A 24,537-nucleotide genomic window follows, 5' to 3' on the forward strand; every position below is an offset into this window, starting at 1 on the left:
TAGTGGAGGATTTAACACATTTTGATGAGGAAGGCCGCGCTCGTATGGTGGATGTCAGTGATAAAGCTGAGACAGCACGAGTTGCCGTTGCTCAGGGAAAGATACTTATGAAGCCAGAGACATTGGAGAGAATCCGCTCAGGTTTAATTGCTAAAGGAGATGTTTTGGGAGTGGCTCAAGTTGCTGGAATTATGGCTGCCAAGCAGACATCCCAGTTGATTCCTATGTGCCATCCATTGGCGATTACCGGTGCTAAACTTAGTTTTAAATTTGTGGAGCCTGGTGAAATAGACATCGAGGCAAGTGTGAAAGTTCATGGCAAAACCGGGGTTGAAATGGAGGCATTGACAGCTGTAAGTGTGGCGGCCTTGACCATCTATGATATGTGCAAAGCTATTGATAAAAGTATGATGATTAAAGATATTTATTTGGCGGAGAAGATAGGCGGGAAAAGCGGGCATTATATACATGGCTAACTGCCAATCGCTTGCATTATAGGTGGAGAAATTGCAAGTAAGACATGCCTAGTTCAAGCAACGCATATGAAGTAGAGCTCCAGATGCGTAAGTTTCCAATATAACAATTTTGTTGAGGGGGCTTTATAGTGGGAAAAATTGTAGCTGTTTGTACAAGTGAACGAAAAGGAATGCGAAAAAAAAATGTAGGTGAAGGAATCTTAAAGGTCAATTTTGGGCTTGAAGGTGATGCGCATGGAGGAGATTGGCATCGTATGGTTAGTCTGCTAGCCATGGAGAGCATAAAGACAATGCAGGATAAAGGGTTGAAGGTGAAGCCTGGAGATTTTGCAGAGAACTTAACAACTGAGGGGATAGAACTATTTACACTGCCAGTTGGAACAAAGCTGAAAATTGGGGCCACCAGCATAGGGGAAGTCACTCAAATTGGTAAGGAATGTCATACAAAATGTGCGATATATCATCAGGCAGGGGATTGTGTCATGCCTAAAGAAGGAATCTTTATTCGTCTCCTGGAGGGTGGAGTAGTTCGAGTTGGAGACATTATTGAGGTGATCGAGTAATGCTTCGTGTTGGAATAATCACAGCCAGTGATAAAGGATCGCGTGGAGAAAGGGAGGATCTCTCAGGCCCTACCCTCAGCAAGCTCGTTCAGGAAATTGATGGCGAAGTTGTAGAGTATATAGTGCTTCCCGATGACCAAGCACAATTAGAAGCAACCATGTGCCAATGGGCAGATGAGCTCAACTTGGATTTGATTCTCACGACGGGTGGAACAGGATTCTCGATTCGAGATGTAACACCGGAAGCTACTCTAGCTGTAGCTGATCGTATGGTTCCTGGCATTGCTGAGGTGATGCGCATGGAAAGCCTTAAGGTAACGCCAAAGGCCATGTTAAGCAGGGCTATTGCAGCCCTTAGGAAGAGAACCTTGATTATTAATATGCCAGGTAGCCCTAAGGCAGTGCGTGAGTGTTTTGCTGCTATCGCACCGGCGATACCTCATGGGATTCAAATTCTCAAAGGAGAAGCTAGTGAATGTGCATCGACATCTCAAGCAACCCAAAATCAATAAAAATAGAGGCTGAACCCAAAACAATAGAGAGATTGGCACGGATGTCAATCTCTCTATTGTTTTGCAATAAACTATTACTTATCTAACCTTAAATAATTCAATTTAGATTACAACCTGCGTTCTGTCTGGCATCAGATTTTCCGCAATTTGAATATAGATTACAACTCCAATAATAACGCAGATTCCTAAAATATTGCTAAGCTTCATTGTCTGATTAAATACCAAGAAACCTAGAATACTGGCAACAACAGGGTCGAGAGAATACATTATTTGCATGTAGCTTGGTTCGATGTATTTCAAGCCTTTCATATATAAGGAATAACAGCCTATTTGGGGTATTAGTCCAAAGCCTAAGATCAATAATAATGCATAGCCGTTAGTCTGATTGCCTATCTGAATAATATTTTTGACTTGAGCTATAGGTGGATTGGAAATAGACAAGATTATTACGGCAAATAAAGCAATATACATCAGTATTGCATTTTCATCGATTCCTTGATCTAATAAATATTTCTCAAGAGTCATAAGTATCGACCATGTCAGTATGGTTAGAATTACCCAGATAACTCCATTTAGGTTTAGATTGAAACCTTGGCTGAAGACATCTAAAACTAGACAAATACCGAAAATTGCAGAAATGGCAGCGCCGATTTTTTTTAGAGTTATGGGGCTTTTAAATACGATTCTCGAAATAATCATGATCACAAATATGTTGCAAAAGATTAACGTTGAAACTACTCCAACCGGGAAATAATTAACAGACTTCACGAATGCAGTATTAGTAATAGCTGAGATGAGTCCGGCAAACAATAACAAGGCAAAGAATTTTATCGGAATTTTAAAACCGGATTTATTAGTAATAGCTAACAGAGTAGAGAAAAAGACCAGATTAAAGGAAGGGGCGAGAATTGCGATACTTGTAGTATTGATGCCAAGGTTAGACATTAATGTACAAAAAGTTCCATTAGTGCCCCAAAAAATGGCGGAAAAAATCCCGAAAATAAATCCTGTTCCCTTTGCACTTAAAGTTTTCAAACGTTGTTCCCCCCGGTACTGACAGAATGTAATTTTAGTTATTGTTCGTCATTGTCATAAAATCTCCTGTGGTCTAAACTAGACTTTTTAGGATTTTGCTAACAACTAGGATTGATACCAAAGCTTGTCACGTCTGTCCAAGGATTTACGTAAAGTAGAGTATAGGAGAAAGTGGCTGGTGAGGTGATCAATTTTGAAAGCCATAGCTTTTGTGGATTATGAGAATATATGGACTAGTCTATTAGACCGAGGGTATGACTTATCACCGGAACAGTTAGTTCAGTTCTTACAACTTTATACAGATCGTAATGATATTTATTTAATGGCAATTTATCTATACGCTAACTTTGATCGTGAAGAATTTTGGAGAACCCAAACAAGCTTTGAGAAAACCAATGTTTTTACAAGGCATGTTTATGGGAAAAATAATTATTCAAGTACTGAAATTCGCCGTAATGCGGCAGATCTGGAGCTAATGCTTGAAGCACAAGAAATCTTGCTGACAAGAGCTTCCACGTTCGATATGTTTTTATTACTGACAGGAGATGGAGACTTTCTTTCATTACTAAGGAAAATCAGAGCCTGGGGTAAAGATGTTAAAGTGATTGGGGTTTCTGGAAGTGTTCATCATGCTTTGCAGCCCTATTGTGAAGAAGATGACCTTTTACAGTGGATTTTGCAAGAGAAACATGAACCGGAGTACCAACCTGAACAAGATTTGGAACAAGGAATTCAGATCCTTGGAACACTTCAAACTCGGTTACCCTACGTAGCATCAACAAAAGCCAGATCAGCATTGACAGAACTTCTTGGACGTTCAATCTCACAAGTGAAAGAGTTTATCCGCTATATGCTTAAAGAAGATATTCTCAGAGAAAAAGAGCACCCTGATCCAAACTTGAGGATAGGCAAAACTAAAATTTACCTGCTTAATCTGAAAAAACCAATGGTTCAGGAGGTATTAGGCGATCTTTATGAAAATGTATCAGAGAGACAATTAAAATTAAGTTTAGAATAAAATTCATGCATAGAAGGTTCTGAATCTGGCAATTATAGTGGGTAGACAATACGGAGATGCGCAAGGGGAGAGGGGTTGAGCACTTTAAATTAACAAGTGCATGAAAACGAAAGAAATTATAAGGATTTTAGAGAGAATTGAGTATAAATCCATATTTTTTCGGCATTAGGGGGGTTGCTTTCCCGCACCCCCTTGCATATTATTATAGATATATTGTTAGCACTCAATAGAGTCGAGTGCTAACAAGTATTTAATAAAAAAATACAAAAAATAGGAGGGACTTTTCTTCATGAACATTAAACCTCTAGCAGATCGGGTAATTATTAAAGCACTCCCGATGGAAGAAAAAACAAAGAGCGGTATCATTATGCCGGACACCGCTAAGGAAAAACCACAAGAGGGTGAAATTGTCGCTGTTGGACCTGGAAAAGTAGAAAAAGGAGAACGCATTGCTTTAGAGGTCAAAGTGGGTGACCGCGTAATTTATTCAAAATATGCTGGAACCGAAGTCAAATATGACGGTGAAGAATACTTAATCCTCAAAGAAAACGATATTTTAGCCATTCTTGGTTAATTGAATAAGAAAATTTTTAAGGAGTGAATATACGTTGGCAAAGCAAATTATTTTTAATCAAGACGCTCGTCATGCTTTAGAACGCGGTGTTAATGCTCTAGCTGAAGCTGTTCGCGTAACTTTAGGACCCAAAGGACGTAATGTCGTTCTCGATAAGAAGTTCGGATCTCCCCTGATCACTAATGATGGGGTTACCATTGCACGTGACATTGAGTTAGAAGATCCATTTGAAAATATGGGAGCTCAGCTTGTCAAAGAAGTTGCTACTAAAACCAATGATGTTGCCGGAGACGGTACAACAACAGCTACAGTTTTGGCCCAAGCTATTATTCGTGAAGGCCTTAAGAATGTTGCAGCAGGTGCTAACCCAATGGGCATTAAACGTGGAATTGAACAAGCAGTTGAAGTTGTTGTGGCTGACATCAAAGCTAATGCTAAACTCGTAGAAACAAGTGAAGCTATTGCTCAAGTTGCCTCTATCTCCGCTAGTGATAAAACCATTGGTGATCTGATTGCTCAAGCTATGGAAAAAGTTGGAAAAGACGGCGTTATCACTGTTGAAGAAGCAAAAGGGATGACCACTGAGCTTGAAGTTGTTGAAGGAATGCAGTTTGATCGCGGTTATATTTCCGCTTATATGATTACAGACACAGAAAAAATGGAAGCTGTACTCAATGATCCTTTCATTTTAATCACTGATAAGAAAATCAGTGCAATTCAAGACGTTTTACCTGTCCTTGAAAAGGTAGTTCAAGCTGGCCGCCAACTAATGATAATCGCTGAAGATATCGACGGAGAAGCTCTGGCTACTCTCGTAGTTAACAAACTTCGCGGAACCTTTGTTTGCGTTGGTGTTAAAGCTCCTGGCTTTGGTGATCGCCGTAAAGCGATGCTCGAAGATATCGCAGTTCTAACAGGTGGAACTGTTATCACTGAAGACTTAGGTCTTAAATTAGAAAACACGACTCTTGAAATGCTCGGACGTTCACGCCAAGTCCGCGTAACCAAAGAGGAAACTACACTTGTTGAAGGATCGGGAAACCCCGAAGACATCAAGAAGCGCGTAGAAGCTATTAAACGTCAGATCGATGAGACAACTTCTGACTTCGATCGTGAAAAGCTCCAAGAGCGCTTAGCAAAATTAGCAGGTGGGGTTGCAGTTATCCAAGTTGGTGCTGCTACTGAAACTGAAATGAAGGAGAAGAAACTCCGCATTGAAGATGCTTTAGCTGCTACTCGTGCTGCTGTTGAAGAAGGTATTGTATCCGGTGGAGGTACTACTCTGATTGATGCAATCCAGGCTTTGGATAAACTCAGCTTAACTGGGGACGAAGCAACTGGTGTAAGTATTGTTCGTCGTGCTCTCGAAGAGCCCCTTCGTCAAATCGCCAATAACGCCGGACATGAAGGTTCCGTTGTTGTTGGAAAGGTTCGCGAATCCGGTACAAGAGGAATCGGCTTCAATGCTGTAACAGAAGTCTATGAAGATATGATTGCTGCCGGTATTGTTGATCCGGCTAAAGTTACCCGTTCAGCTCTGCAAAATGCCGGTTCGATTGCTGCAATGCTCTTGACCACTGAATGCTTAGTCTCTGACCTGCCTTCAAAAGATGGCGGAGCAGGTGCTATGCCTGGTGGCATGGGTGGAATGGGTGGCATGGGCGGCATGATGTAAGATTGGCCTGAAACCCTTGGTATCAGCTAGTCTACTGTATCTGCACCTAAGAATGCTCATGTTTTTGACCACATTTGAATCGAAAATAGGGGCTGTGTGAAAACACAGCCGAGAGAAACCGCTAGAAATCATTAGATTTCGGCGGTTTTTCCGCGTATTTGAAAGAAAAATGGTATAATTAAGACAAGGAAAGTACGAATGAGGCAGGTGTTTTCCCTTGTCAAAACCGGGTAAGAAAGTACATAACCAAGTTGTTTTCAAAGAGTACAATCAGAATCAACTGAGCTTACCAATAGATTTGGAATGTCTTATTCCTCCCAATCATATGGTCAGAGTGGTAAACTCTGCTCTCGATCAAATGAATCTAGAACCTCTTTTAGCTAAATATCCTGGAGGTGGACGTTCGAGTTATCATCCCGTCATGATGACCAAACTGATCGTTTATGCCTATGCCGATAAAACGTTTTCTAGCCGCCGCATAGAAAAGGCAGCCCGCGAAAACATCATGTATATGTGGTTGTGCGGAGGAAATAGTCCGGATTTTAAAACCATCAACAGCTTCCGGGGCGAACGTATGAAAGATGTGTTGGTTGAGATTTTTAGTGAGGTTGTTGAACTTTTACATAAACAAGGCTATATCAAGCTGGAAAATTACTTCTTAGACGGGACAAAAATAGAAGCTAATGCTAATAAGTACAGCTGGGTCTGGGGAAAATCGACCAAGCGCTACAAAGAAAAGTTGCGGGAAAAGTGCCGAGAACTCTTTGAATTTGTGGATTTGGCCAATCAGAAAGAAAATGAAGAGTATGGGGACCGGAACCTAGAAGAACTAGGAGAAGAAAAACCGATTGACTCCCAGGCTATAGAAGAAGCGGTTAAAAAGATCGACGAACGATTAACCCAAAACCCAAAGGAAAAGAAATTTATTAAAGTTAAAAGAGTCTTGCTGAAAGATTACTTACCTCGTATGAAGAAATACGAAAAACAAGAGGAACTGCTGGCAGAGCGCAATAGTTACTCAAAAACGGATACAGACGCAACCTTCATGCGTATGAAAGAGGATGCCATGAAAAACGGGCAACTGAAGCCAGGTTACAATGTCCAAATAGGAACAGAAAATCAATTTGTCGTAGGATACTCCATCCATCAATCGGCGGGCGATACCAGTTGCCTGAAAGAACACCTGGAAGAGTTGAAGAAAAACCTAGGGGGTAAGCTTCCGGCCAACATCGTTGCCGATGCGGGGTATGGCAGTGAAGAGAATTACGAATATCTAGCTCAAGAGAACCTTGGGAACTATGTCAAATATAATACTTTTCATAAGGAAGCAACAGCCAAGGGGAAACCTGATCCGACCCTGGTTCAAAATTGGCTATATGATAAACAGAAGGATGAATACACGTGCGGGTTTAGGAGAGTTCTAAGATTCAAGTACATAAAAACTCAGAAAAGCAAGAGGGGTTACCGAAGTACCATTCGAGTCTATCAAAGTGATGATTGTCAAGATTGTCCATACCTCAAACGTTGTATCAAACAAAGTAATAATCCGGATTTCAAGAAGCAGATCTACATTAACCCTAAAGGCAATGAACTAAAAGCAGAGGCACGGGCTAATCTGACGAGCGAATACGGGCTAAAAATGCGCAGTTTAAGACCTATAGAGGTGGAAAGTGTCTTTGGAGATATCAAAGGCAATTTTGGTGTGCGACGATTTATCCTTAAAGGATTGGAAAAGGTCAAGCTGGAGTGGGGATTACATTGTATTGCCCATAACATGAGAAAACTGGCTGTCGTCTTGGGATAGACGGTCAGCCAGTTTAGCCTTCCCTATTCGAAACTTATTAAGGGGCGTGAGAAACTAAAGTTTCAACACGCCCCCTTTCGGTCATTGTAACAACTATTCTCATCATCAAGAATGCCCTAGTTCGCTCAAAGCCGCTATACTTGCCTCCCGGTAAACTGTATCTTCAATTTTCATTTGTGGCTGAAAAGTCTGGTTCCTTAACTCGGTATATGCCTTTTCCAATTGGGAGTATTTGGATTTAAGTTCTCCTAATTCACTTGCTAAAGCCTCTCTTGTTGCTTGGTCCTTGTGGCTCAATAATAACACCTCCTTAAATATACAGCTTTAAACACCAGTATTTCCTGAATTTAAGGAATAATGTCTGACGTTTTATGGTAACTAATTGACTTCGATGTGTCTGAATAATGAAAATCAACACTTAGTATAAACTTGTTGACCAAGGGTTACATGTTATGTTCTGAATACAATCATTAATAAATTTGGTTTAATTGATAGGAGATGTCGATAATTCTGCTTACATGATATGTTGTGTCGAAAGTAACAAAACATTATTATTTACTATAAATTCGCAGCATTTATGTGCCGATAAGAACTAAAATGGCAGTTTAGACTTTAACGATTAATTGGCAGGAGGTGAGTTTATGAGAATTGCAAGCTCGGATGTAGCTATGAGCAGCCAGCATAGTTATTCTGAAGCAACTGTGAGTCTAGAGTCCCTTAAAACATGGGGCACCAGAGGGAATACTTTTAACCAAGTTGACTTTACCAAGCTGGAGAGCGATACGGTAGAAATATCCGAACAGGCTAAATATCTTCAGATGTCTGAGGAAACTGAGGTGAGCAAATCCCATAGTGAAGTAGATTCGCTTTTTCAGCTTAGCGAGTCGGATAAACGAAGGATTGAGCTTATCCAAAGGTTATTTAAAGCCTTAACAGGCAAAAGGATTAAGTTTGCGATACCCCAAAAGGTTGAGCTTAAGGATCCCGATCTATTCCTGAACATCCAAGACCCAAAGGTTATTACAATCCAGCGCTTACAGCTGCCGCAGAGCGTAGGGTGGGGGCTTATTTATAACAAAAGCAACACCCATTATGAGGGGGAAAGCACATCCTTTAGTGCACATGCAGCGGTAAAAACTGAAGATGGCAAAGAAATCAAACTAGATCTGCAATTAAACCTTAGCCGAGAGTTTATGTCTAAGAATGATATCAGAGTACGTGCAGGTGATGCCTTAATTGACCCGCTAGTTATCAACTATGGTTCAGCTAGCGCATCGGTTACACAGAAAAAATATGCCTTTGATATTGATGCCGATGGAGCATTGGATCAAATATCCTTCGTCGGACCTGGCAGTGGGTTTTTAGCCTTAGACCTTAATCAGGACGGAATTATCAACGATGGCAAGGAGCTTTTTGGGCCCAACAGCGGGGATGGGTTTTCTGATCTAGCTAATTATGATTTAGACGAGAATGGCTGGATCGATGAGAATGATGCAATTTATGAAAAACTGCGTATCTGGACAAAGGACGCTGACGGTAATGATCAATTATTAGCTCTTGGCGAAAAGGGAATTGGTGCTATCTATTTGGGAAATGTAAAGACGAGCTTTGCCTTAAAAAATACCAGCAACCAGCTTGATGCCCAAATTCAAAAAACAGGAATTTTTCTTAGGGAAAACGGTAGTGCAGGAACGATTCAACATGTTGACTTAAGCGTATAACAATCATAAGCTGCACCACATTTGATAATGCAATAGGATTTAACGAATGAAAAGAAGGCTCCTACCTCTAAGCCACTTTGCTCACGCTCGTGAGTGCGTAGGTGGGAGATGAATTGTCGCCATTTTTTTTCGATAGCTTACCAAAGTACTTAAGTCCTTCTCTGTGGCTTAGGTACTTTTATTAATATAGTACAGTATTGTAAATGTGAATGCCCTTCGTACTTATGTTGGAATAGGGCAAGCTAAGTACACATATAAGTAGGGTAAGAACTCCGCCAGGGGGGCATGTGATGAAGAAAAGAGGAATTTGGTTACTCATCGGAATCAGCATCGTGCTGATAGGGGTATTTCTAGGACGCTTTTTTTGGCAGCCAGAACCCATCGAAATGGTCACGCACGGTTTAGAACGACTAAACGCAGCGCCCTCTTTTCGCTACAGTTTAACCCAGCACCAATGGGTCGAGGGGAAAGATCGCGTACTCACTCAGATTCAAGGGGAGAAGGACGGTGGGAACATTCGAATCATGGGTCAGCTAGTCGGGAGCGAGGTAGAGATGATAAAAATTGGTGATTCTACCTATAGTAAAGATCCTTTCAGTAAAAAGTGGGTTCGTTTTGCTAACGCTCCTGCAGCCCAGGAAGTCTTTCTGGCGGAGCTCAATCCCTTATCTTCGCTTCAGATGAAAGAAATTGGAGAGGTGATGCTTAGAGGTCAAGAGAAAGTAAATGGTGATAGAGTATGGGTATGCCAATTAAAACCTAGTGTACAGAATCAAATGATGGAGGTATTTTGGACAGATTTCCAGTATACGCTTTACATTCGCAAATCAGATAAAACAATAGTCAAAGCGGCTATTGAAGCGAAAAACAAAGCCAAGTCCGACCCCATGACGATGACACTCGAGTTTAAAGATATTGGTAAGAAGATAGATATTCAGGCGCCTAACATTTAAAAGGGAGTTCTAAGTTTAATAGCAAGCAGTATGCAAATATATAAGCATACTGCTTGCTATATTTTTGACTGATCAAAAACCTAAATAACTTTAAATCGTATTTTTTCTTTGAATAAAATAACCTTAAAGCAATAAAAGCGTTTGCACAATGGGCAAGCCTCTGGTATAGTTTTGGCATGAGTTTTTCAGTTGTTGAATTTATAGGATAGTGGAGGTGCCTTAAATGGAAGAATATATTGCGAAAGTGCTGATATCAAGGGAAGAATTGGGAAAACGTGTAGCAGAATTAGGGGCAGAAATTACTAGAGATTACGAAGGTAAGAAACTTTTAGTTCTTGGGATTTTGAAAGGGGCAGTGCCCTTTATGTCGGACCTTATTCGAGAGATTAAATTGCCGTTGGCTTATGACTTTATGGCATTATCAAGCTATGGCGCGTCCACTCAATCGTCTGGAGTAGTAAGGATTCTTAAGGATTTAGAACGAAGCGTTGACGATGTCCATATTTTAATTATTGAAGATATTGTTGATACCGGACTAACCCTAAAATACTTAAAAGCAAATCTTAAAGCAAGAAATCCTTTAAGTGTTAAAGTGGTTACACTTCTTGACAAGGCTGCACGCAGACAGGCAGATGTCACCCCTGATTATAATGGCTTTTCAATTCCGGATGAATTTGTAGTAGGGTATGGCTTGGACTTTAATGAGGAATATCGCAATTTGCCTTATGTAGGAGTATTAAAACAAGAAGCTTATGAGATAATTTAATTAATTTAAATAAACAAGAATGGTGATGAATAATCGTGACAGAAGAAGTCATTTTGGTATTGGATTTTGGAGGACAATATAATCAATTAATAGCTCGCCGAGTGCGAGAGGCACATGTATATTCTGAAATGATTTCATATAAAACCCCTATCGATGAAATAAAGGCCCGTCGGCCTAAGGGGATAATTTTTTCCGGTGGACCGGCAAGTGTCAATCAGCCGAATTCCCCTACAGTCGATTTAGAAATATATTCACTAGGGATTCCCATACTGGGGATCTGCTACGGAATGCAGTTAATGACCGTACAATTAGGAGGTAGTGTTGAACACCCCGAAGTAAAAGAATATGGAAAAACTATGCTTACAGTCGATAAGGCAACAGACCTTTGGCAGGACTTGGGAGGAGAACGTCCTTGTTGGATGAGCCACGGAGATTCTGTCCAAACCTTACCGGAAGGCTTTAGTGTTGCTGCTCATACTAGTCATACTCCAGTTGCAGCCATGATGAATGAACAGCGTCATTTCTATGGCGTTCAGTTTCATCCGGAAGTTAAGCATACCCCGGATGGACAAACGATGTTGGAGAAGTTTCTCTTTGATATTTGTAAATGTACCGGAGACTGGACGATGGAATCTTTCATCGAGCTGCAGGTTGCCGAGATACGAGCTAAGGTTGGAAAGGGAAGGGTTCTTTGTGCTTTGAGTGGTGGAGTAGACTCTTCTGTAGCTGCAGCCTTAGTACATCGTGCAGTCGGCGATCAACTAACCTGTGTGTTTGTTGATCACGGGTTTATGCGGAAAAATGAAGCTGAACAGGTAAAAAAGATTTTTACAGAGCAGTTTAAGCTTAACTTAGTTTTTATAGATGTCCACGAGCGTTTCCTGAAAAAGCTTGAAGGGGTGTCTGACCCGGAAACTAAACGTAAAGCTATTGGCAATGAGTTTATTCGTGTTTTTGAAGTCGAGGCAGCGAAGTTGGGGCAAGTAGATTTCTTGGTTCAAGGTACACTATATCCGGATATTGTGGAAAGTGGAACGGATACAGCTGAAACAATTAAGAGTCATCATAACGTTGGCGGCTTGCCGGAAGACATGAAATTTGAACTTATTGAGCCATTACGTATGCTTTTTAAAGATGAAGTTCGTGAGTTAGGAATTGAATTAGGGATGAGTGAGGAGATTGTCTGGAGGCAACCATTCCCCGGGCCTGGTCTGGCAATCCGAATTCTTGGAGAAGTAACACGTGAAAAGTTAGATATTTTGCGTGAAGCAGATGCAGTTATTCTAGAAGAGATTCGTCGTTCCGGAATGTATCGTGATTTATGGCAGAGCTTTGCTGTGCTTCCTTCCATCAAAAGCGTCGGTGTCATGGGAGACGGTCGGACCTACGAGTATCCTATCATTTTCAGAGCAGTGACCAGTGAGGATGCCATGACGGCAGATTGGGCCAGACTCCCTTACGAGCTTCTGCATAACATATCCTCAAGGATTGTCAACGAAGTAAAAGGTGTTAACCGTGTCGTTTATGATATTACATCTAAGCCCCCTGGAACCATTGAGTGGGAGTAGGGTAGATGTGGTATAAACCCTAGATTTTCAAGGGTTTATGGGTGTATAAGTATTTGGCAGGTGGTTATGATTTCAGCCAGTTTTTGGCGTCATCATAGCCATCTGTTTTGTTGTTGCCGGCTTACAAGACACTAACAAAACCAATTGATTCCAAAAAATTCTACGCAATAGTAGAGAAATGGTCAAAAGGCAAAACGTGAGTATAACCATATGAAGTTACTAAGCACCCTGAGGGTGCTTTAAGTATTTGGTTGTTCAATTATCAGGTGAGATGGGTTGACTTGAATTAAGCGTGTGTCCAACATAACACTATTATCGACATGGAGGAACAATTAGCCTGGAAACCGGGCCTGAGAGCACAACATTCATCATTAAACTTCTCTTGCCTGGGTTTCGACAGGCATAAAATATAGATTATAGCTTAGTATCTGATATTATGGAATTAATGTGGAAGAGATACCATATTGCGACAAATGATTACCTATTAATGGATAATTTATTCTTGCTAATTCATCGTTAAAGCAATAAAATCTTCTTGAGAAGAGATTTTCAGGAGGAATCCGTGTGGAAAAGAAACTTTTGAAAAGAATTGAGGCATTACGACAGAAACTCAATAAATTCGAACTAACTCGTGACCTTGTTGATAGTGAAGTCGTTGAGGTTAGTCAACAATTAGACAAGCTGCTTAATCAATACCAAAGGGTTGTTTCTTATCAACAATTAAGCTTTTGGTAAACAAGAATATAGTTACAAAGGGATACCACAAGAGAATCCAATCTTGCAGGTGTCTTTTTTTTGCTATCAATCAGGATCGTATGTTCTTAAGTCTAGGCTTAGCGCGAGGTTTAATATTTTATGTTGAGATAAACTGGGCTTGTTTATTTAAAATTCATAAGTATGGTAGCTGTACTTTTATTGCAATAATACTGGATATATTATGGAAATAACAACTAGTTAAGTGCTTTTATCTCTTAAAGGGATTATAATAGATTAGCAGAGGAGGGCAAAATGAACTATATTGTATTTGATCTTGAATTTAATATGTTTTTCAAATTTAACGAAGGAGACTATGCAAATCCTTCTTTGAAAAGTGAAATTATCCAGATTGGAGCAGTAAAGCTAAACGAAAATCTGGAGACTATCGGGGAGTTCAATTCAATTATTCGACCTGTAGTTTATAAAAGAATTAATCCCTATGTTAAGAAGAAAACAAATATTAATTCACACATGGTTATTAAAGGGAAAGCTTTTAATGAAGCAATTAAAAGCTTTAGTGATTGGGTTGATAAAGATCCGGTTTTATGTTCTTGGGGGCATGATGATATGCTGGGTTTAAGAGATAATTGCTTGTTTTTTGGCATAGATTCACTGTCTTTTGATAAATACATAAATATCCAACAAATCTATATGAAGCGTGAAGGTTTAGCAATGCAGCCAAGCTTGGAAAGTGCTGTTGAAAGCTTAAAGATTGAAAAAACTTCCCCATTTCATGATGCTTTGAGCGATGCATTTTATACAGCAGAAATTTTTAAGGAAGTGTTTGATGATTCTAATTCAATAATTGATTGGGGGAAGGTACAAAAAGAAAATGAGGAAAAGATCCGAGAGCTCAAAGCCTTATTAGCAAAAGTGAGCATACATTGTCCTGAATGTGACAAGATCTTGCAAAAAACTAGAGAAATGACAAAAGCAAAAAAATACTTTGCTCATAGTTACTGTGATAATTGTAAGCTGCCGGTTCGCCATATTTCCAGGATCACTCAAAATGGTAATGGGGAGTATAGGATTTCTTCCAAGGATTCGATCTATAAAGCAGAAGAGTCAGCAGACTCACAAAATACATGAAAGAGAGTTGGAAAAACACTGATTTCAGACAACTTCCATTTCTTGAAAAAGTCTATTGGATATAAGTTGAAAATGTCTCCAAAATGCCACTGCTTGTGATGATTTGAACATCATTACTAGAGCCGTGGCATTATGTGTTTGTAAATAAGTTTATGTGGTAAATAGAGTTGGTTGTTAATCTCACGCCCATCACCTATGTCGAACATTTCTTAAAAAATATTTAATAATGTTCGGAATTTCTATTGACCTATAGATAACCTTCTTGTAAAATGAACTTAGAAAATTTCATAAGGAGTTCATATATCCGCGGAGATATGGTCCGCAAGTTTCTACCAGGCCGCCGTAAATGACCTGACTATGAGCGAAAGTGTACCTAGGGCTATGATTTGCATTGTCCGAGTGGTACAGGTTTGATTGCGATCAAATTACACCGAAGGGATAAAAGCCCAGGCGGGTAGGTTTCACTCTGTTTAAAAGGGGGGATCTGCCTTAGGCCTGGGCTTTTTTGCAATTTTAGAAAACATACTATGAAAGAGGCGAAATAAATGAACCGAGTTGGGGTTATTATGGGCAGTGATTCGGATTACAAAGTTATGGAAGATGCGTTAAAAGTTCTCCGTGAGTTTGAAATTGATTTCGAAGCTAAGATTTCCTCTGCCCACAGGACATTGGAGAGAACCGTAGCCTGGGTAAAAGCTTTTGAGGCTCAAGGTGGAAAAATAATTATCGCTGCAGCAGGATTAGCCGCCCATTTGCCTGGGGTTATTGCAGGAGCAACTACATTGCCGGTAATAGGTGTCCCACTAAGCAGCGGATCCCTGCAGGGTATAGATGCCCTTTACTCTATCGTTCAGATGCCCCCTGGGATTCCCGTTGCAACGGTTGGTATTGGTGCTGCCAAAAATGCTGCTTTGCTCGCTGTCCAGATTCTAGCCTCTCAGGATAAACCTTTAAATGACAAGGTAAAAAAATACCGGGCGAAAATGATGAATGACATTGAGGTCAAGGATGAAGCATTACAAAAGATGGTAAGCCAAGGGATAAAGGGGATAGTAATATGATTGAACGCTATACTCTTCCTGAAATGGGAGGGATTTGGACAGATGAGCATCGTCTTGAATTGTGGCTGAAAATTGAGATTGCCGCTTGCGAAGGATGGGCTAAGTTAGGGAAGATTCCGAATGAGGCGGTTGATATCATTCGAAAGAAAGCTGCATTTTCTTGGGAAAGGGTACAAGAGATCGAGGAAGTTACTCAGCATGATGTCTTGGCGTTTTTAACCAATGTTGCAGAGCACGTGGGAGATGAAGCTAAACATATTCATCTTGGTCTAACTTCTTCGGATATCCTTGATACAGCGCTCTCTCTACAATTAGTTGAAGCTTCTGATATTTTGCTGACAAAACTTGAAGGGCTGGAAACGGTTCTGCGTCGTAGAGCCATTGAACATCGGGACACACTTATGATGGGCCGTACTCATGGAATTCATGCTGAACCCATCACTCTAGGGTTAAAATTTGCTTTGTGGTACGATGAAATCAGACGTCAGAAGCGGCGCTTAGCCTTTGCCCGAGAGGAAATCAGAGTGGGTAAAATCTCCGGTGCAGTAGGGACATTCGCTAATGTTGATCCACAAGTAGAAGCCCATGTTTGTCAGGCACTTAACCTCAAGCCGGCCTTGATTTCGACACAAATCATCCAACGTGATCGACATGCCTTTTTTATGACAACCCTTGCTGGCATCGCAAGTACTCTAGATAAAATAGCAACGGAACTTCGTAATTTACAGAGAACGGATGTTCATGAAGTAGAGGAGGCCTTTGGAAAAGGACAGAAAGGTTCTTCTGCAATGCCGCATAAGAAAAACCCAATTACTCCTGAGCGTATTTGTGGCATGGCAAGAGTCATTCGTGCTAATGCTCAAGTAGCACTGGAAAATGTGGCCTTATGGCATGAGCGAGATATTTCTCATTCTTCAGCGGAACGTATGATTTTACCGGACAGCACAATTGCCTTAGATTATATGCTCCATAAGATGACTCAGCTGATAGATCGACTGAACGTATTTCCGGAGCAAATGAAAGTCAATATTGATAAGGGTTGTGGACTGATTTTTTCCCAACGTGTTATGTTGGCCTTGGTTGATAAAGGGATTAGTCGCGAAGCAGCCTATGCTTTGGTACAAACCAATGCTATGGAAGCCTGGAATACTAAAGAGCAGTTTCAGAACCTAATCAGTAAAGACACGAAGATACGGGAATATTTAGATGAAAAGGAAATTAACGAACTCTTTGATTATGGGTATCATACCAAGCATGTAGCCGACATTTTCCAGCGTTTAGAGCTTTTTTAGACAAACGAAGATAGAATAAAAATAGAGTTAAAGAGCGAGCACACAACGATGAAGTAAGGTTAGAATTTAATTGACTGCGATTAAGAGAGGGGTAACTAGAATGGAAAAGTTAGAATTGCGTTATGAAGGAAAAGCTAAGCGGGTTTATGATACTGATCAAAATGAATACTTCTGGGTAGCCTATAAAGATGATGCAACAGCCTTCAACGGTGAAAAAAAGGGTCAAATCCTGGACAAGGGGTTAGTTAACAACCAGCTATCTGCGTTATTCTTTGTAGAATTAGAAAAGGCAGGCATTCCAACCCACTTTGTAAATTTGTTGAGTGATAGAGATATGCTTGTTCACCGTTTACAAATGATTCCTCTAGAAGTAGTTGTTCGCAATATTGTTGCCGGAAGTTTGTCAAAGCGTTTAGGAGTAGAGGAAGGTTTCGTGCTTCCACATCCGGTCGTTGAGTTATATTACAAAGATGATGCCCTAGGGGATCCGTTGGTTAATGAATCCCATGTTGAGGCAATGGGCTGGGCGAGTAGGGATGTTGCTACAGAAATTCAAGCATTAGGTTTAAAAGTAAACTCAATTCTACAGTCTATTCTGGTAAAAGCAGGCATTGAGTTAATTGACTTTAAGCTTGAATTCGGGCTCCGCGATGGAAAAGTCTATCTCGGAGATGAAATTTCCCCGGATACCTGTCGGTATTGGGATATTGAAACCCGGGAAAAGCTGGATAAGGATCGCTTCCGTCGTGATTTAGGAAAGGTTGAAGAAGCGTATCAGGAAGTTTACCGCCGAGTAAAGGCCGTTCTTGCTTAGCCTAAAGGACGGGATAAATAAAGATTTATAAGTTAAGTTGAATTAGGAAGTGGTTTCATCCCTGGGAATAACGCGGTGAAGTACTCGCTTAGGCAATGCTCTAAGGTGCCTCGCCGCATGCTCGAACTAAGGAGGAGAGAGGGGCCGAAAATGTTCGAATTTGGAGAGGACAAACCGAAAGAGGAATGTGGAGTCTTTGGAATCTATGCTCCTGATCAGGAGGTTGCCCGTCTTACCTATTATGGGCTTTACGCTTTACAGCACCGCGGGCAGGAAAGTGCCGGAATCGCAGTGTCAAACGGACGGGGCATTAACGTGCATAAAGGAATGGGCCTGGTATCGGAAGTGTTTTCTGACAGAATAGTGGATAGTCTGAAGGGAAAAATGGCAATTGGCCATGTACGTTATTCCACGACGGGATCAAGTCTGTTGGCCAATGCTCAACCTTTAGTGGTTCACTATCAAAAAGGTATGATGGCATTAGCCCATAACGGGAATTTGACTAATGCCTCAGATCTCAGAGAAGAACTGGGTAAGAATGGTGCAGTCTTTCAAACCACGGTTGATAGTGAAGTGATTATTAATCTTATAACCCGCTACCGTCGGGATTCCTTGGAAGATGCTTTGGTTAAGACTATGATGGATCTACGCGGAGCATATGCCTTGGTTATTTTAGCCGAGGATAAACTCTTTGGGATCCGTGATTCGCTGGGTGTTCGTCCTTTATGCATTGGAAGTCTAGGGGGGCGGTATTGCCTTGCTTCGGAAAGTTGTGCTCTGGATACAATAGGGGCAGAGTTTGTGAGAGATGTGGAACCCGGTGAAATTATAATAATCGATGAAGAAGGATTGCACTCACGCCGAGGCCTAATGATAACTAAGCAGGCGTCCTGTGCCTTTGAATATATATATTTTGCTCGACCTGATAGTACGATGGATCAGTTGAATATTGCTGAAAGTCGGCGGCAGATGGGTATTGAACTGGCACGTGAATGTCCTATAGATGCGGATCTTGTAATTGCAGTTCCAGACTCTGGCACCGCTTCAGCTCTAGGATATGCCACAGCCCTGGGAATACCCTTTGGAGAGGGGCTTATTAAAAATCGTTATGTCGGCAGAACATTTATCCAGCCCACACAGGCTATGAGAGAAGTAGCAGTTCGTCTTAAGCTTAATGCCAATGCCAGCGTGCTTAAAGATAAACGAGTTGTAATGATCGATGATTCTATTGTCCGAGGAACCACTAGTTCCAAGTTGGTTGAAATGGTTAAGAACGCAGGTGCCAAAGAGGTACACTTTTTAATCAGTTCTCCTCCGGTTGCTTACCCTTGCTTCTATGGTATTGACACCGCAGAACGGGAAAAGCTTATTGCCAACAAATTAGATGTTGAAGGTATTCGAAAGTATGTTGGAGCCGATTCATTGCACTATATATCTGAGGAGGGCTTGCTTCGCGCTTTAGGGACAGAGTCTGTCTGTTTGGCATGTTTTAATGGGTCCTATCCTATCCCCGTTTCCAACTTAAACAGAGGTAAAAAGAACTTTGAATCTCAGAACATATTCTGAAGGGAATGGCCAGTCTCGGGGATTAAGAGACTAATCCTAAGACTGAAAGTCCTTTGGACTAATTATTTAACTAACTATGGTAGAGTATAGGTAATGCTATAAGCTCTGACACATTAAGGGTAGGAGGAATTAATCTTGGGATATTCTTACCGAGATGCGGGTGTTGATATTGAAGCTGGGAATGAAGTAGTAGAACGTATAAAGCCGGCGGTCGCTCGGACTCTTCGGCCGGAGGTTCTCGGCGGATTAGGCGGATTTGGCGGGCTTTTTAAACTGGATTTGGCTAAATACCCAAATCCAGTCCTCGTTTCAGGAACCGACGGAGTAGGTACGAAGCTGCGCCTCGCTTTTCAAATGAATCGGCATGATACGATTGGGCAAGATGCAGTCGCTATGTGCGTCAATGATATCTTAGTACAAGGGGCGGAGCCTTTATACTTTCTTGATTATCTAGCCGTAGGTAAAGTCGAGCCGCAAAGGCTGTCCCAGGTTGTTGAGGGGATTGCCCGAGGGTGTGAAATGGCAGGTTGTGCCTTAATTGGAGGAGAAACTGCAGAAATGCCTGGTTTCTATGCAGAAGATGAATACGATATAGCAGGATTTTCAGTGGGCGTGGTGAATGAAGATAAGTTAATAGACGGCTCAAAAATTCGAGTAGGAGATATCCTTATCGGTTTGCCTTCTTCCGGTCTACATAGTAATGGGTACTCCCTAGCCCGAAAAATCTTTGCCCCCTATTCCTTAGATGAAAAATTCCCTGAGTTAGGGGAATCTCTTGGGGATGCCTTACTGCGCCCAACCCGAATTTATGTTAAATCAATTTTATCCCTTCTTTCTGGAGTAGAGATACTTGGAATGGCTCATATTACTGGAGGTGGGTTAACAGATAACGTTCCACGGGTTTTACCGGCAGGTCTAGGGGCTAAAATTGATACTACAAAATGGGAGCGTCCTTCAATCTTTTCGCTGATTCAACGTTTAGGAGATGTTGCCTGGACAGAAATGTATCGGACGTTCAATATGGGAGTTGGTTTTGTACTTGTTGTACGTGCGGAAGATGAGAGTCTGGTGCGACAAAAACTCGATGAATTGGGTGAAAAAAGCTTTGTTTTAGGGAGTGTCATAATGGGAGAAGGGGTGGCTTATGAGGACGGCAATACTGGCATCGGGCCGAGGGAGTAATCTTCAAGCACTAATCAAAGCCTATCAAAGTGGCAGTCTGCCTATCCGGATTGTGGCAGTTGGATCGGACTCTCCAGGGGCCGGCGCACTTATGCGCGCTGAAGAGGCGGGAATCCCAAGTCGTGTTTTTTCCATCAATCAGTACCTCCATCGTCAAGCCCAAGAGGCAGATATCTTAAATTGGATGGGTGAAAATGAGGTAGAACTTTTACTCTTGGCTGGGTATATGAGGGTTCTTAGTCCTTCGTTTATGAGAGAAGTTCCTTTTCCAATTCTTAATATCCATCCCTCCTTATTGCCTGCTTTTCCGGGTCTGCATGCTCAACGTCAGGCGCTTGAATATGGGGTTAAAGTAAGTGGCTGTACTGTACACTTTGTAGATGAAGGCTTGGATAGTGGTCCGATTATTTTACAAGAAGCCGTACCCGTGCTCCATGAGGATACGGAAGAGAGCTTGTCTCAGAGAATTTTAGCGGTGGAACACCGTCTCTATCCGGAAGCCGTTCGCTTGCTAGCCTTAGGGCAAGTTAAACGGTCTGGACGAAGAGTACAGATTTTGCAACAGGAGGAATTGAGATGAAGCGAAGAGCAATCATAAGCGTTTCAGACAAAACGGGTATTGTTTCCTTTGCCCGTGAACTTGTAGATATCGGCTTTGAGTTAATATCTACCGGAGGAACTTATAAAGCATTAGATGAGGCTAATATTCCGGTCAAATATGTGAGTGAGGTCACTGGATTTCCTGAAGTTCTAGATGGCAGAGTTAAGACCCTCCACCCGTTAATTCACGGGGGAATTTTAGCTCGCGATAGTGTCAAACACATGGAGCAAATGGAGAAAAACGGAATCAAATATATTGATTTAGTAGTTGTTAATCTTTATCCATTTCGGGAGACTATAGCGAAGCCTGGAGTTAGTTTTGAAGAAGCTATAGAAAACATTGATGTTGGTGGGCCAACGATGGTGCGCGCAGCAGCTAAGAATCACGGACGGGTTACAGTTATCGTAAATCCAGAATCTTATGAAGAAGTATTAAGTGTGCTTCGAGAAGCAGGAACAGTTCCCGCCGGTATGAGGAAGAGACTGGCTGCTGAAGCCTTTTCCCATACTGCCGAATATGATCGTCTAATTGCCGGGTATTTAGAGCGGCAACTTGAACCACCGGATACATTTCCGGAGACACTGCGTATAACTGCCCAAAAAGTTCAAGAGCTTCGTTACGGCGAAAATCCACAGCAAAAGGCTGCCTTCTATATCAATGCTGAGGCTGGGGTAGGGACACTTGCCAACGGAAAACAACTTCAAGGGAAAGAACTTTCCTATAATAATTGGATCGATATGAACGCTGCTTGGAAGCTCGTGCGGGAATTTGAAACTTGTGCAGCTGCAATCATCAAACATACCAACCCTTGTGGAGTGGCAATGGGCAAGACCCCTCTTGAGGCTTATGAAAGTGCCTTTGCCGCAGACCCAATCTCTGCTTTTGGTGGGATTATCGCTTTTAATCGTGTAGTAGATACAGCGTGTGCCGAAGCGCTTAAAGAGCGATTCTATGAGGTTATAATCGCGCCTGACTTTAGTCCGGAAGCACGAGAGATTCTTAGCTCTAAAACAAATCTACGACTCTTTGTGGTAGGAAGAGGAGAATTGGGCAAAGTCATGTCCGGTTGGGTTTATAGAAGTGTTGAAGGCGGTTACCTTGTCCAAGAGATTGATCGAGGGACTACTCCGGTATCTGAATGGGAGTTTGTGACAGAGCAAAAGCCTACGGAAGAAGATTTGGTCGCTCTTGATTTTGCCTGGCGCATTGTCAAGCATGTCAAGTCAAATGCTATCGTTGTAGCTGATCACAAGCGCACTCTGGGAGTTGGAGCCGGGCAGATGAACCGGGTGGGCTCCGTTAAGATTGCACTTGATCAAGCTGGAGATGCCGCCAACGGAGCTTATTTAGCTTCGGATGCATTCTTTCCATTCCCGGACTCTATTGAAGAGGCTGCCCGTGCCGGGATTCGCGCAATTGTTCAGCCTGGAGGATCTGTTAGGGATGAGGCTGTAATTGAAGCAGCAAATCGTTTGAATATGATCATGGTCTTTACCCATCGCAGACATTTTCAGCATTAGTTAGCATTTTTAACTGATTTAGTTCAGTCTTTTTTGGGAACGATAGTTTCTGCTAAATGATGAGTGGGGTGAAAAGGTGAAGAAGCATCGGGTTTTAATAATCGGCAGCGGTGGTCGTGAACATGCACTGGCTTGGAAGTTGGCCCAAAGCCCTGAACTTGAACGTTTATATGTAGCGCCGGGAAATGCCGGCACTGAGTACTGGAATGTTCCAATTTCCGCACAAGACATTGGGGCACTGGTGGAATTTGCAGTTAATGAAAAAATTGATCTAACGGTTGTTGGTCCGGAGGATCCTTTGAGCATAGGCGTCGTAGATGCTTTTCAGGAGGCAGGTCTGCGAATTTTTGGCCCCTCAAAGGCTGCCGCTCAGTTGGAAGGCAGTAAATCCTTTGCCAAGATGATTATGCAAAGTGCTAATATCCCAACAGCACAGTGTCAAGTTTTTGAAGATCCAATCCAGGCCAAACAGTATATCGAAACCATTGGGGCCCCTTGTGTCTTAAAAGCGGATGGATTAGCCGCCGGCAAGGGAGTTATAGTGGCAATGGATTTGATAACTGCTCTACAAGCAGTGGATGAAATAATGGATGGCAGTTTTGGTTCTGCCGGCAAAAAACTGCTGGTTGAGGAGTTTCTAGAAGGGCAAGAAGTAAGTTTGCTATGTTTTTCAGATGGAGTCACAGCTTTGCCGATGGTTCCTGTTCAGGATCACAAACGGGCCTTGGATAATGACCTAGGACTGAACACCGGAGGTATGGGGACTTATAGCCCACCACCAATCTGGACGACTGAACTTGAAGCAACAGTTATGCACGATCTTGTTTTACCATCTCTCAAGATTATGCAAGAGCAAGGAACTCCTTTTGTCGGTGTATTATTTTTAGGGCTCATGTTAACAAAGCAGGGGCCTAAACTTCTGGAATACAACGTTCGTTTTGGGGATCCGGAAACTCAAGTTGTAATGAAACGACTTAAATCAGATCTTCTGCCTATTCTTTGGTCATGTACAGAAACAAATCTCTCTAAGGTTCAATTAAATTGGAAAGAAGAGGTTGCAGTTTGTGTTGTAATGGCTGCGGAGGGTTATCCAATAACTTACACAAAAGGAATACCAATCAGATTACCTGAAGAGAGTGATCCGGATGTAGTAGTCTTCCATGCAGGAACCGGAATTAATGAAGGCCAGCTTGTAAGTAATGGGGGCCGGGTTTTGGGCATAACATCGGAGGGTAAAACTTTGCAAGAGGCTCGTGAAAAAGCTTATTCTCTGATTAATAAAATCGATTTCCCCAAAGCCCATTTTCGCAGAGATATTGGAGTTAAAGGGTTGAACTAAAATTTCCAGTTTTATGTTTAACACATTCTTCACACAAAGTTCATGGTAATGTAACAGTGATCATCTATACTAAACTCAGTAGACAATGATTATCCGTTTTTTAGCGGTTAATATAAATTCTTTCTCATTTTTCTCCCCTTCTTTCTTTTCCCCTCTATCGAAATGGAGGGGATTTTTTATTATTCGGATTTATAACCTCTCATTACTTGATTTCCGAAGATCTTTTCTGTTCATTGACTATAGGGAAAAATTACAGAGAACAAGGATCTTGCCTGACGAAGGTAAGATCCTTGTTCTTTGCCCAAAGGTCAACTGTCTTGGGGCTAGTCATAGCTACTGGGATTTTCTTAGATATGTCGTGATGGATTTAACTGCTGCTTAATGGCTGATCCGAGGTAAGATTCTACTCGGTGAGGTATTAAAACATTTTGGACATACATAAATTGGACTTGTTGCTGCCGGGATTATGTTAATATTTAGGATTTGAGCCGTATACTGAATCCATTTACTTAAGTGATCCAGGCACTGACAATTAGGACAACTTAACAACACTCGTCTTCACTTCCTCGAGATTAGTGTATGAACACCCTAAGGAAAGTGTGACCTCGCCAAGTCTATCTCCATATAATAAAGGCAGGACTCTTAATAAGAA

The 24,537-nt window shown here is 41.7% G+C and carries 23 protein-coding genes and 1 riboswitch; of the genes, 21 read left to right on the plus strand and 2 right to left on the minus strand.

Annotated features, from left to right (window positions below; all coding sequences use genetic code 11):
- Window positions 1-2: 2 nt before the first annotated feature.
- The 3 genes from moaC (at window position 3) to mog (ending at window position 1,551) form a co-directional block, all read left to right on the plus strand.
- Window positions 3-476 (plus strand): cyclic pyranopterin monophosphate synthase MoaC, encoded by a 474-nt coding sequence (gene moaC, locus DESMER_RS03445; protein ID WP_014901671.1) that lies wholly within the window; start codon window positions 3-5, stop codon window positions 474-476.
- Window positions 477-604: 128 nt separating this feature from the next.
- The gene (locus DESMER_RS03450) at window positions 605-1,039 is read left to right on the plus strand and encodes an MOSC domain-containing protein (RefSeq protein ID WP_014901672.1); all 435 of its coding nucleotides are present in this window, start codon (window positions 605-607) and stop codon (window positions 1,037-1,039) included.
- Window positions 1,039-1,551, plus strand: a complete 513-nt coding sequence (gene mog, locus DESMER_RS03455; RefSeq protein WP_014901673.1) for a molybdopterin adenylyltransferase — start codon at window positions 1,039-1,041, stop codon at window positions 1,549-1,551. The genes DESMER_RS03450 and mog overlap by 1 nt, the downstream gene beginning before the upstream one ends.
- A 102-nt stretch (window positions 1,552-1,653) precedes the next feature.
- Here mog and DESMER_RS03460 read toward each other — a convergent pair whose 3' ends face one another.
- On the minus strand, window positions 1,654-2,586 hold the full coding sequence (locus DESMER_RS03460) for a DMT family transporter (RefSeq protein ID WP_014901674.1): 933 nt from the start codon (window positions 2,584-2,586) through the stop codon (window positions 1,654-1,656).
- 193 nt (window positions 2,587-2,779) lie between these two features.
- Between DESMER_RS03460 and DESMER_RS03465 the strand changes: the two genes are divergently transcribed.
- The 4 genes from DESMER_RS03465 to DESMER_RS03480 all read left to right on the plus strand — a co-directional run bounded on the left by DESMER_RS03465 (window position 2,780) and on the right by DESMER_RS03480 (window position 7,657).
- Window positions 2,780-3,604: an NYN domain-containing protein gene (locus tag DESMER_RS03465; RefSeq protein WP_014901675.1), complete on the plus strand. Its 825-nt coding sequence runs from the start codon at window positions 2,780-2,782 to the stop codon at window positions 3,602-3,604.
- Window positions 3,605-3,893: 289 nt separating this feature from the next.
- Window positions 3,894-4,178, plus strand: a complete 285-nt coding sequence (gene groES / locus DESMER_RS03470; RefSeq protein WP_014901676.1) for a co-chaperone GroES — start codon at window positions 3,894-3,896, stop codon at window positions 4,176-4,178.
- Between the two features lie 34 nt (window positions 4,179-4,212).
- Window positions 4,213-5,853, plus strand: a complete 1,641-nt coding sequence (gene groL, locus DESMER_RS03475) for a chaperonin GroEL (protein ID WP_014901677.1) — start codon at window positions 4,213-4,215, stop codon at window positions 5,851-5,853.
- Window positions 5,854-6,070: 217 nt separating this feature from the next.
- Window positions 6,071-7,657 (plus strand): IS1182 family transposase, encoded by a 1,587-nt coding sequence (locus DESMER_RS03480; protein WP_014901678.1) that lies wholly within the window; start codon window positions 6,071-6,073, stop codon window positions 7,655-7,657.
- A 105-nt stretch (window positions 7,658-7,762) separates the two neighbouring features.
- On the opposite strand, the gene DESMER_RS03485 is transcribed toward DESMER_RS03480, so the two are convergent.
- On the minus strand, window positions 7,763-7,954 hold the full coding sequence (locus DESMER_RS03485; RefSeq protein WP_014901679.1) for a hypothetical protein: 192 nt from the start codon (window positions 7,952-7,954) through the stop codon (window positions 7,763-7,765).
- A 344-nt stretch (window positions 7,955-8,298) separates the two neighbouring features.
- Here DESMER_RS03485 and DESMER_RS03490 point away from each other — a divergent pair, with 344 nt between their 5' ends.
- The 14 genes from DESMER_RS03490 (at window position 8,299) to purD (ending at window position 23,885) form a co-directional block, all read left to right on the plus strand.
- Window positions 8,299-9,378, plus strand: coding sequence for a hypothetical protein (locus DESMER_RS03490; RefSeq protein ID WP_014901680.1), 1,080 nt, complete (start codon window positions 8,299-8,301; stop codon window positions 9,376-9,378).
- 290 nt (window positions 9,379-9,668) lie between these two features.
- Entirely contained in the window at window positions 9,669-10,331 is a 663-nt protein-coding gene (locus DESMER_RS03495; RefSeq protein WP_014901681.1) for a cbb3-type cytochrome oxidase assembly protein, read from the plus strand.
- A gap of 223 nt (window positions 10,332-10,554) precedes the next feature.
- On the plus strand, window positions 10,555-11,097 hold the full coding sequence (gene hpt, locus DESMER_RS03500; protein WP_014901682.1) for a hypoxanthine phosphoribosyltransferase: 543 nt from the start codon (window positions 10,555-10,557) through the stop codon (window positions 11,095-11,097).
- 35 nt (window positions 11,098-11,132) lie between these two features.
- The gene (gene guaA, locus DESMER_RS03505) at window positions 11,133-12,665 is read left to right on the plus strand and encodes a glutamine-hydrolyzing GMP synthase (RefSeq protein ID WP_014901683.1); all 1,533 of its coding nucleotides are present in this window, start codon (window positions 11,133-11,135) and stop codon (window positions 12,663-12,665) included.
- Between the two features lie 564 nt (window positions 12,666-13,229).
- Window positions 13,230-13,400, plus strand: a complete 171-nt coding sequence (locus DESMER_RS03510; protein WP_014901684.1) for an aspartyl-phosphate phosphatase Spo0E family protein — start codon at window positions 13,230-13,232, stop codon at window positions 13,398-13,400.
- Between the two features lie 273 nt (window positions 13,401-13,673).
- Window positions 13,674-14,510, plus strand: a complete 837-nt coding sequence (locus DESMER_RS03515; RefSeq protein WP_014901685.1) for a 3'-5' exonuclease — start codon at window positions 13,674-13,676, stop codon at window positions 14,508-14,510.
- A 276-nt stretch (window positions 14,511-14,786) separates the two neighbouring features.
- Window positions 14,787-14,888, plus strand: a riboswitch (purine riboswitch).
- 167 nt (window positions 14,889-15,055) lie between these two features.
- Complete coding sequence (purE, locus tag DESMER_RS03520; RefSeq protein WP_014901686.1) at window positions 15,056-15,571, plus strand: 5-(carboxyamino)imidazole ribonucleotide mutase; 516 nt, start codon at window positions 15,056-15,058, stop codon at window positions 15,569-15,571.
- On the plus strand, window positions 15,568-16,863 hold the full coding sequence (gene purB, locus DESMER_RS03525; RefSeq protein WP_014901687.1) for an adenylosuccinate lyase: 1,296 nt from the start codon (window positions 15,568-15,570) through the stop codon (window positions 16,861-16,863). The genes purE and purB overlap by 4 nt, the downstream gene beginning before the upstream one ends.
- 100 nt (window positions 16,864-16,963) lie before the next feature.
- Window positions 16,964-17,677, plus strand: coding sequence for a phosphoribosylaminoimidazolesuccinocarboxamide synthase (gene purC / locus DESMER_RS03530; protein ID WP_014901688.1), 714 nt, complete (start codon window positions 16,964-16,966; stop codon window positions 17,675-17,677).
- Between the two features lie 150 nt (window positions 17,678-17,827).
- Window positions 17,828-19,243: an amidophosphoribosyltransferase gene (gene purF / locus DESMER_RS03535; protein ID WP_014901689.1), complete on the plus strand. Its 1,416-nt coding sequence runs from the start codon at window positions 17,828-17,830 to the stop codon at window positions 19,241-19,243.
- Window positions 19,244-19,378: 135 nt separating this feature from the next.
- The gene (gene purM / locus DESMER_RS03540) at window positions 19,379-20,425 is read left to right on the plus strand and encodes a phosphoribosylformylglycinamidine cyclo-ligase (protein ID WP_014901690.1); all 1,047 of its coding nucleotides are present in this window, start codon (window positions 19,379-19,381) and stop codon (window positions 20,423-20,425) included.
- Window positions 20,388-21,005, plus strand: coding sequence for a phosphoribosylglycinamide formyltransferase (gene purN, locus DESMER_RS03545; protein WP_014901691.1), 618 nt, complete (start codon window positions 20,388-20,390; stop codon window positions 21,003-21,005). Before purM ends, purN begins: the two co-directional genes overlap by 38 nt.
- A complete protein-coding gene (gene purH / locus DESMER_RS03550) occupies window positions 21,002-22,546 on the plus strand; it encodes a bifunctional phosphoribosylaminoimidazolecarboxamide formyltransferase/IMP cyclohydrolase (RefSeq protein ID WP_014901692.1) in 1,545 nt (514 codons plus the stop codon). Before purN ends, purH begins: the two co-directional genes overlap by 4 nt.
- A 76-nt stretch (window positions 22,547-22,622) precedes the next feature.
- Complete coding sequence (gene purD / locus DESMER_RS03555; protein ID WP_014901693.1) at window positions 22,623-23,885, plus strand: phosphoribosylamine--glycine ligase; 1,263 nt, start codon at window positions 22,623-22,625, stop codon at window positions 23,883-23,885.
- The last annotated feature ends 652 nt before the right edge of the window (window positions 23,886-24,537 follow it).

It is taken from the genome of Desulfosporosinus meridiei DSM 13257, from assembly GCF_000231385.2.
Lineage (GTDB): Bacteria > Bacillota > Desulfitobacteriia > Desulfitobacteriales > Desulfitobacteriaceae > Desulfosporosinus > Desulfosporosinus meridiei.